At 68.4% G+C, this 8,453-nt stretch carries 4 protein-coding genes and 3 pseudogenes; 2 read left to right on the forward strand and 5 right to left on the reverse strand.

The genetic code is table 11. From position 1 onward, the window contains the following. Positions 1-362: 362 nt before the first annotated feature. Positions 363-569 (forward strand): annotated as a pseudogene (locus tag ABZ449_RS41030) (transposase); the annotation flags it as partial. Here the strand turns inward: ABZ449_RS41030 and ABZ449_RS41035 are convergent. Continuing rightward, the gene (locus ABZ449_RS41035; protein WP_360356987.1) at positions 535-1,086 is read right to left on the reverse strand and encodes a hypothetical protein; all 552 of its coding nucleotides are present in this window, start codon (positions 1,084-1,086) and stop codon (positions 535-537) included. The pseudogene ABZ449_RS41030 and the gene ABZ449_RS41035 overlap by 35 nt on opposite strands. A 127-nt stretch (positions 1,087-1,213) precedes the next feature. Between ABZ449_RS41035 and ABZ449_RS41040 the strand changes: the two genes are divergently transcribed. Next, positions 1,214-1,870 (forward strand): hypothetical protein, encoded by a 657-nt coding sequence (locus ABZ449_RS41040; RefSeq protein ID WP_360356990.1) that lies wholly within the window; start codon positions 1,214-1,216, stop codon positions 1,868-1,870. 80 nt (positions 1,871-1,950) lie between these two features. Here the strand turns inward: ABZ449_RS41040 and ABZ449_RS41045 are convergent. The 4 genes and pseudogenes from ABZ449_RS41045 to ABZ449_RS41060 all read right to left on the reverse strand — a co-directional run bounded on the left by ABZ449_RS41045 (position 1,951) and on the right by ABZ449_RS41060 (position 8,452). Then, a pseudogene (locus ABZ449_RS41045) lies at positions 1,951-3,400 on the reverse strand (NF041680 family putative transposase). Positions 3,401-3,654: 254 nt separating this feature from the next. Next, complete coding sequence (locus ABZ449_RS41050) at positions 3,655-4,359, reverse strand: ATP-binding protein (protein WP_360356993.1); 705 nt, start codon at positions 4,357-4,359, stop codon at positions 3,655-3,657. 616 nt (positions 4,360-4,975) lie between these two features. Beyond that, a pseudogene (locus ABZ449_RS41055) lies at positions 4,976-5,789 on the reverse strand (IS5 family transposase); the annotation flags it as partial. Positions 5,790-5,917: 128 nt separating this feature from the next. Next, positions 5,918-8,452 (reverse strand): FtsX-like permease family protein, encoded by a 2,535-nt coding sequence (locus ABZ449_RS41060; protein ID WP_360356996.1) that lies wholly within the window; start codon positions 8,450-8,452, stop codon positions 5,918-5,920. Position 8,453 lies beyond the last annotated feature (1 nt).

The following is an 8,453-nucleotide window of genomic DNA, read 5'->3' on the forward strand; positions in this document are numbered from 1 at the left end:
CCGACCCTCGCCAGGATGACGGTCCGATCGACGGCGAGGGCTGCGGAATCGATGGACACCGCCGGGTGTCCGGCCAATTCCATCTGCCGGGCCGGCTTCCCACGGCGCCTGGCCGGCCGTTCCCGAACTCCCATGCCTCCGGGAGGAAACGGCAGCCGGACCAGTCCCGGGTCCCTCCACGCCCCGTGAGGGTGGGCCCCGGGACTGGTCCATACGTGCCGAAGATCTCTACTGGCCGGTCGTGTCCGCCAAGTCCTTGACCCAGACGGGCAGCTTGTCGGCTTCGCCGGTCGTCGAGGAGCAGGCCGGTCGACCACTGCTCGGCCCCACTGCTCCCCTGGGCGACGGATAGGCTGCGGCTCACCCTTGAGATCGTCAAGCGGGCCGGCGATGTCTCCGGCTTCGTGGTGCTGCCAAGGCGCTGGGTGGTGGAGAGGACGCTGAGCTGGTTGATGCGCTCGCGCCGCCTGGTGCGCGACTACGAGACACTGCTCGCCGTCCATGAGCAGATGGTGCTGTGGTCGATGACGATGCTCATGATGCGGCGGCTGGCCCGGCGGCGAGCGTGAACTTGCCCGGGGCGGGCTCGTCGGCCCAGCCCCGGTCCGCCAGCCGCTTCATCTTCGACCGGACCCCTTCCACGCTGGCCGGGGACCGCTCCAATCCGAGTGCGGCAGCGATCTCCTGACATGTCATCGCCGCGTTCCGGCCGGTCCCTCGCTCGGCGAGCGTGGCGAGGACGCGCTGGTAGTCCGGAGCGAGCACGTCCACCGACAGCGCGGGACGCCACACCGGCACGACCGAGCCCGCACGAGCAGCCCTCGGCGCGGGGACCTCGGCGGGCGATTCCGGGACGGGCTCCGATGCGGAAGGCTCACCAGCTCCCGAGCCGGCCTCGCCTGCCTGCGGGGGCCGCGGCATCGACAGGACCTCACCGACGCGCTGCCGGGCGATCAGCCACTCGCGCCAGGCCGTCTCCGCTTCCGCGAGCTCGGCGAGCACCCGGTCGGCCACCTCCCGAAGCTCTTCCACGCGCTCCCGCGCGGCCAGTTCCCGCTCCTCCAGAAGACCCACGACCGACGCCATCCCGGCACCTCCACCAGCGAGACAACCCAATGGCCCGAGCATGCCTCGCCCATGCCGACATCATGCCTGAGCTGCGGAAATACGCTGATCAAGTTCGGTACGACAACGGCTTCTGAATAACAACAACATGGAGGAAGTCGCCGTCTATGTGGGCCTGGTGTGGCGTCTGACGGCCGGCCTGGACCGCTATGTGATCCCGACGTACTACTGCGACGACGCCGAGCGTTTCCTGAAGCAAACGCCGATGCTGGTCAGCTGGGAGTATGAGGTCGACGCCAAAGCGCCGACCGCCACCACACGGAACAAGGGCTTCGTGCCTGGTCGTACGGCAAAGCCCCTTCGGGCGGAGCCGACCGCCGCGGAGCTGGACAACGCCGGTCGTGCGGGCTTGTTCCGGTTGTCCACGCCTCGCGACCTGGTATCCGCGCTGCACGCGGTGATATTCGACGCCTCGTCGGAGACGATGGTGTTCGCAGTCGCCCCCGGACCGGAACGTCTCCAGCGTCTGGTGAACGCGTTGAGCGGCCCAACTCCCCCTACTCTGGCCGACGTCCTTGAGGAAGAAGGGGTGTTCGTGGACCTGACGATCGGTTTGGATTTCGACTATCACGACTCGGTCGTGGTGGCGTCGCGCGCCGATCTGCGGCACCGGGTCGATGACCTGGCTGCTGACTATGCGCGCAGGATCTCGGCATATGAACTACGCCTGGACAAACTCGCAAGTGTTCCGGACTTCCTCCAGGCGATGCCGGAGCTTGCCGGTGTGCTCTTGGACGTTCCCTGAGCCTTCGATCACTCCATCGAGACCCCCGTTCGATCGGCAAGCCGCTTGATCGGTACGACAACAGCTTCTCACCTTGATTTTTAAGCTGCCGCTGCGATCTTGGCGCGGTGGGCTTCGAGTGTGGGTTCGCGTTTGACGGTCTTCCCGACGTCATAGCGGGGCGTCGGCCTGCGATTCTTCGTGCCGGGTGGGCGTCCTGGGCCGGGTCGTGTCGGTTGTGGCACGGCTGCCGGGCAGGGCGTCTTCGCGCGGATGTTGCGGAACCCGCGTCGGACCCCGGGCGGGCGTGAGCCTGTTCGGCGGCGCGGGCTTCTCCCATGGGTGGCGCAGGTCCTCGGCGAGGGGCCGGGCGAGGCGGATCTGGGTGTGCGCGACGATGATCAGCCAGGTCCACAAGTCCGCGGTGTCGGGCCGGCGGATCTTCGGAGCGGTCCATCCGAGCGTCTGCTTGATCAGCCCGAAGGTGTGTTCAAGATCGAACCTGCGCAGGAACGTGCGCCAGATCCGGTCCAGATGCACGGTGTCGATGCCGGTGGCCGAGGACCACAGCCACAGCGGCTTCGCGTCCCTCTCTCCAGGCAGGTGTGCGACCTTCAGGCGGATCAACGTGCCGTGGATCAACGGGATTTCGCCCTCGTGGTCAAGCCACGGACCGCGCTTTTGCAGGCGCTGGTGCATCCGGTCCCACGCACGGGCCTCCGCCTTTCCGTAGCGGGTGGTGTCCGTGGTCGTGGTGGTCTCGGGCTCGTGCCAGCTGTCGGGCTTGGCGAAGGTGAAGACGCCGCCGTGCCGGCGCGGGCGCCCGCCCCTGGGGCCGGAGCGGGCCTCACCCGGGTCGCGGAGCATGACCCGGTCCGAACGCAGTCGGCCGATCACCTCGACCGGCATGTCCGCGAGCACGTGGGCCAGGCGGGTCACGTCGTAGCCGGCGTCCATCACGATGAGGATGTCCGGATCGCCCCGGTGCCAGTGGCCCGCCGCGACGATGCGGTCGACGACCTCGCGCAGTTGGGCCGCGGTGACGGCGGTCGCGTCGTCGGCCGGTCCCAGCCGGATCGCGTCCAGCAGCCCGACCCAGGAGGTACGCCCGGACTCCAGAGCCGCGACGAAGGAGTACGGCCAGCCGGGGATGAACTGATCCGCGCTTCGGCCGCGGCCGTAGGCATGGCAGAACAGGCGCCCGTCGCTGGTCGGGGCGTCGGGCCGCAGCCAGTTGGAAACGTCCACGGCCGGACCGATGCGCCCGTCCGCGAGCCGTGGCAGCGGCAGGCCGGCCACGGTGCGACGCAGCCGCGTCGGCTCCAACCAGCCCCGGTCCAGCGCCTGGTACATCGCACCGTGCCCTCGCCGGTGTTCAAGGGCGAGCGACAACTCGACCAGCGTCTTCACCGGCCCGTCCACGCACAGCACCGCGTCCGTCAGCTCGAAGAGCCCGTCGGCGCGGGTGTACAGACAGTCGTAGAAATCAACCCGAAAGCGGGACAACGCGTCCAACGCCTCGCCTGCAGGCGGTTCGAGGGGGAGACTCATACGCAGCGGCCGTTCTCTCGTGCTTCGTGACTCGACATCTCGAAGCGTGGAGATCGGCCGCCTCCGCTGTCTCGGGAAGAAGCGCAGATCAGCAGGTCGAGTGACCGACGAGGTAAAACGCCAAGCTCACCCGCGGATGCCGTTCGTGGTCACCCGCAGCTCCGCAGGGAAGGAGTGTATGAAGATAAGTTCACCCCAGCCTGCACCACAGAGCGCCTGGGGTCAGCCTTGTCGAGCGCGAGAACCTGATGCCCTCACTCGCCCAATCGTTGGGGTCCGCGCTGTACTTCATCCGTTGCACGGCGCTGGGCCGGCTGCCCGCACGTGGGACCGCGGCTGTGGAGTCCCCCGGTACCACACTTCCCGCGATAGACGTGGTGAATGAGTGCAAGTAAGGCCGCTTTGGCGAACCGACGCAGTCGGGCGTCGACGACGACGACGGGGATTTCGGCCGACAGGTCTAACGCGGACCGGACATCCATGACCGAGGGAACCGCTGTTCCTGGAAAGACGTTGACAGCGACTAGGTACGGCAGGCCCCGCTCAGACAACGCCACGACGGCTTCCTGGCCGGCGTTCATCCTGCGAGCGTCCACCAGAGCAATCGCGCCGACCGCGCCTTCACACAGGTCGTCCCACAAGGAGGTTGCCCGGTCCTTTTCGCAGATGCAGAACAGAAACAGCAGCGTCTCCTCGTCGATCGCGGTCCTCCCGAAGTCCACAGCGACAGAGTGCCGGGCCGGTCGAACGAATTCCGCCGAGCCTGGAGGTTGCTCCCCGGCCCGAGGCACCGTCTCCTTCAGCACCATTGGGCGGACGTCACTCACCGAATCGATCAGAGCCGTCTTGCCGACACCGGTGCCGCCCACGACGAGCACCGTCACAGCCCTGGTGAATGAACTGGTCGATGGCTCACTGGCTCCTGAGCCGTACGTCGCTTTCCTATCGAGGAAATCCATGCACCATCTCCAGTGGGATAGATCAGCGTCCTCAAACCACAAACCCGGGCCTCATGCAGTGCCTCCCCCAATCCCTGGCCCGACCTGTGCGAAGTCAGGGAACGCCAGGAGCGGGAGAGCCACTCGGGCGCAGAGCAGAACTAGTCTGCGAGGGGGCTGCCGACGCGATCGTCACAAGATCGGGCCGGCAGCCCCACTCTCCTCACCCGGGTTCCGGGACACCCGTTGGACGAGGTGTGATCACCTTCTCGAATGCCGTCGGCAATCGCAGCATCGGATGAACACGGATCAGCACCCCTCAGACTCGGATCCTCTGTTGCTAACGGGGAGCAGAGCTGGGCAACCGGAAGCGCGAGCCCTGCGGATCGCTCTGAAGCGATGAGAGGCCATCCGCACCGGTTTGAGTTCGGGACAACTTGAAGACGGAGCGCCCACCGACGGCAGTCGTGCCAGTGATGTCAGAACAGCTGTGAGGCAGTCCCGACCACGTCTGGCTCTCGTCGGCCGACGGTCCGGGCGTCCGCGGGGCGATGGTACGGCGCACTGGACCGGGACTGGCTCGAGCCGGCCCGAGTGCGCCGCGCGCTGGCCGCCCTTCCGATCCATGAAATGTCTTCTTAAGGTCGTCGGCAAGGCGGCGGGCTGCCTCGGTCTCGATGGGGCCGCGCGGTTCGATCTCCTCGCCGCCGAGGCCGGCGGCCATGAGGCGGATCATCCCGACCTTGATCATCGCCTCGGTGTGCGCGGTCTTGCGCTCATAGTCGCGCGCCAACCATCTGCACCGTCCCAGCCAGGAGAATGTCTGCTCGACCACCCACCTGCGGGACAGCGCCTGAAAGCCTTTCACATCGGCGTTGCGGGGCACCGCGACGATCTCCAGGTCCTCGCTCTCGGCCGCCCAGCCGATGAGCCCGGCATCGATCGCGTTGACGTAGCCCCCGTCCGCCCCGGATGCCGGCGAGGACCAGCTTCGCCCCGGCGCACTCCTGGACCGAGGCCGAGTGCACGACCGCCCGCAGCACGAGCCCGCCGGTGTCCACGAGCAGGTGCCGCTTGCGACCCCGAACGCGCTTGCCCGCGTCGTAACCGATCGCCTGACCGCCCTGACGACTGCGCACGGACTGCGAGTCCAGCACGGCGGCCGACGGCTGCGGATCCCGCCCGTCGGCCACCCGAACCCGCTCGCGCAGCGCATCGTGAACCCGCTCCCAGGTGCCGCCCGCCGCCCAGACCCGGAACCAGCGGTACGCCACGTCCCGCGGCACGAGGTCGTGCGGCACCAGCCTGCACGCACAACCCGTGGCCAGCACGTACAGCACGGTGTCCACGACGGGCCGGCGCGGGAACTTCAACGGCCGCCCGCCCCGACGCGGATCCCGCACCGGCAGCAGCGGCTCGACCACCGACCACTGGGCATCCGTCAGTGACGACGCCGATCAGCGCGATCAGCAGGGATTCCAGCCGGACCATCCGGCGGACACCGAGGCGGTCCAGGCCGATCGCCCGCAGCATCCCGAATTCGCGCTTGCGGCGCCGGTGCGGTGCCCGGCGCCGGCGGTCAGTCGGTCTTGATGCTCTCCAGGATGTCCAGCCCAGCTGCCCGGCGGGCCGGCCAGATCGCGGCGACCAGGCCGACCACCCCGGCCAGGGCGAGGAAGAGCAGCAGTTGCCCGTACGGGAACACGGTGGTCATGCCCGGCATCCTGGACATCGCTGTGCTGTTGATCGCCCAGGCGATCAAGCAGCCGAGCAGCAGGCCGATGCCGGCGCCGAAGAGTGAGATCACCATGGACTCCAGGTGGACCATCCGCTTGATGCCCCGGCGGTCCAGGCCGATCGCCCGCAGCATCCCGATCTCGCGCTTACGCTCGAAGATAGACATCGCCAGCGTGTTGATCACACCGAGGATCGCGACCAGCACGGACATCGCCAGCAGGCCGTACATCAGGTTCAGCACGAAGGTGATGGTCTGGCTGAAGTCGTCCCGGACGTCCTGCTTCGACTTGACCTCGATCACCGGGTTGGCGCCGGTGGCGTCCTTGAGCGCCTGCTTCAGCGAGTCGGTGGCACCGTCGGTGCCCTTGACCAGGATCTCCTTGGTCTGCGGATCGGGCTCGTGCTTGACGATCTCGCTGTTGGCCAACACGACCGAGCCGAGCATGCCGCCCTTCTCGTAGACGCCGCCGACGGTGATCTGGCCGGTGGAGTCGTCCGGGTAGGTGACGGTCAGGGTGGAGCCGACGGTGACGTTGTTCTTCTTGGCCACGTCCGTGTCGACCAGGATCTGGCCTTGGGCGAAGCCGGCGGTCGAGCCGCTGGTGAGCTTGACCGAGACCAGCTTGTCGAAGCTGTCCGCGTTCAAACCGTTGATCGCCTTGGTCGTGCCGTTCAGTTCCCAGCGGACGGTGGTGAGCGGCGAGGAGGCGGTCACACCGGCGGTCTTGGCGACCTCGGCCGGGACCTTCGGCGACAGGCTCATGTGGTTCGCGGTCGAGACCAGGTAGTCGGCCTTCATGGAGCTGGTGATGTCCCGGTCGAGGGCGTCGCCGACCGAGGTGCCGATCACCGTCAGACCGCTGACCAGGGTCAGGCCGATGGTGACGGCGGCCGCGGTGGCCGCCGTCCGGCGCGGGTTGCGCACCGCGTTCTGCCGGGCGAGCTTGCCGGGCGTGCCGGCCAGCTTGCCGAGGACCGGGCCGATCAGGGCGATCACCGGGCGGGAGAGCAGCGGCAGCAGGATGAAGACGCCGATCAGGGTCGGGAAGGCGCCCAGGGCGACCGGGAGCCGGCCGGAGTCGTTGCCGGTGGAGGCGCCGGAACCGATCAGCGCCAGGCCGCCGGCCGCGAACAGCGAGCCGATCGTGTTGCGGACCACCAGGCTCTTCTGGCCGGTCGGCTGGTCGCCGCTGCTCATCGCGGCCACCGGGGCGATCCGGGAGGCGCGCACGGCCGGCAGCAGGGCCGACAGGACGGTAACGAGGACACCGACCACCAGGGTGACCGCCACGGTCATCGGCTTGATCACCAGCGGGCTAGTGGGCAGTCCGTCGTTCAGCGAGTGGATCAGGGACTGCAGCCCGGCGCCGATCCCGACGCCGACCAGCAGGCCGGCCGCGGCCGAGAGAGCGCCGGTCACCAGGGCCTCGACCAGCACCGAACGGGTGACCTGCTTGCGGCTGGCACCGATTGCCCGCAGCATGGCGAGCTCCCTGGTGCGCTGGGCTACCAGCATGGTGTAGGTGTTGGCGATGATGAACGTGCCGACGAAGAGCGAGATCCCGGCGAACGCGAGCAACATGGTGCGCATGCTCTCCGTGACGCCGGTGATCATCTTCTGCTCGTGCTCCTTGAGTTGCTGACCGGTCTCGGCGTCGATCGGCTGACCGGCCGGGAGCTTCGACTGCGCCTGGGCGAGCAGGGCCGCCTCGGTGGTGCCGGGCTTGGCGGCCAGCACGACGCTGCTGTAGCGGCCCGGCTCCAGCAGGATTTGCTGGGCGGTGGCCCGGTCGAACAGGGTGAGGGTGCCGCCGGAGTTCACCACCGGGTCGTCGGTGGTGAAGACGCCGGTGAGCTTCGCCTCGATCACCGGCCCGTTGGCGGCCACCCGGACGGTGTCGCCGACCCGGTAGCCCGCCTTGTCGGCGGTCCTGCGGTCGAGGGCGACCTCCTTGTCGTTCTGCGGGCCCTGGCCCTCGACCATCGGGTAGCGGGCGTCCCGGCCGTCCCGACCCGGCGCGAAGTTGGCCCCCTTCGCGGACCATGCCTGGCCGATCAGGTTGCCGCTCCTGTCGGCGACGCCGGTGAACCCGCTGACCACGCCGCGGGCCGAGGCGGCCCCGGGGAGCGCGCCGAACTCCTGGACGGTGGCGTCGGTCAGGGTGGCCGCGCTCTTCTCGCGGTTCTCCCGGGCGGAGGCTGAGGACCCGGCCGCCCGGTCGACGATCTGGACCGAAATATCGGAGTAGCTCTTGGAGTTGCTGTCCTTCATGGCATTGCCGGAGGTGTCGGTGAAGACCATGGTGCCGGCGACGAAGGCGGTGCCGAGCATGATGGCCAGTGCCGTCATCAGCAGTCGGCCCTTGTGGGCCAGCACG

Origin of the sequence: Kitasatospora sp. NPDC005856, assembly GCF_040629945.1 — a bacterium.
GTDB lineage: Bacteria > Actinomycetota > Actinomycetes > Streptomycetales > Streptomycetaceae > Kitasatospora.

What these genes read in the sequence shown, in the direction of transcription:
- ABZ449_RS41035 (WP_360356987.1), bottom strand. Translation starts at nt 1,086, where the DNA reads ATGGCGTCGGTCGTGGGTCTTCTGGAGGAGCGGGAACTGGCCGCGCGG.
- ABZ449_RS41040 (WP_360356990.1), top strand. Translation starts at nt 1,214, where the DNA reads ATGGAGGAAGTCGCCGTCTATGTGGGCCTGGTGTGGCGTCTGACGGCC.
- ABZ449_RS41050 (WP_360356993.1), bottom strand. Translation starts at nt 4,359, where the DNA reads ATGGATTTCCTCGATAGGAAAGCGACGTACGGCTCAGGAGCCAGTGAG.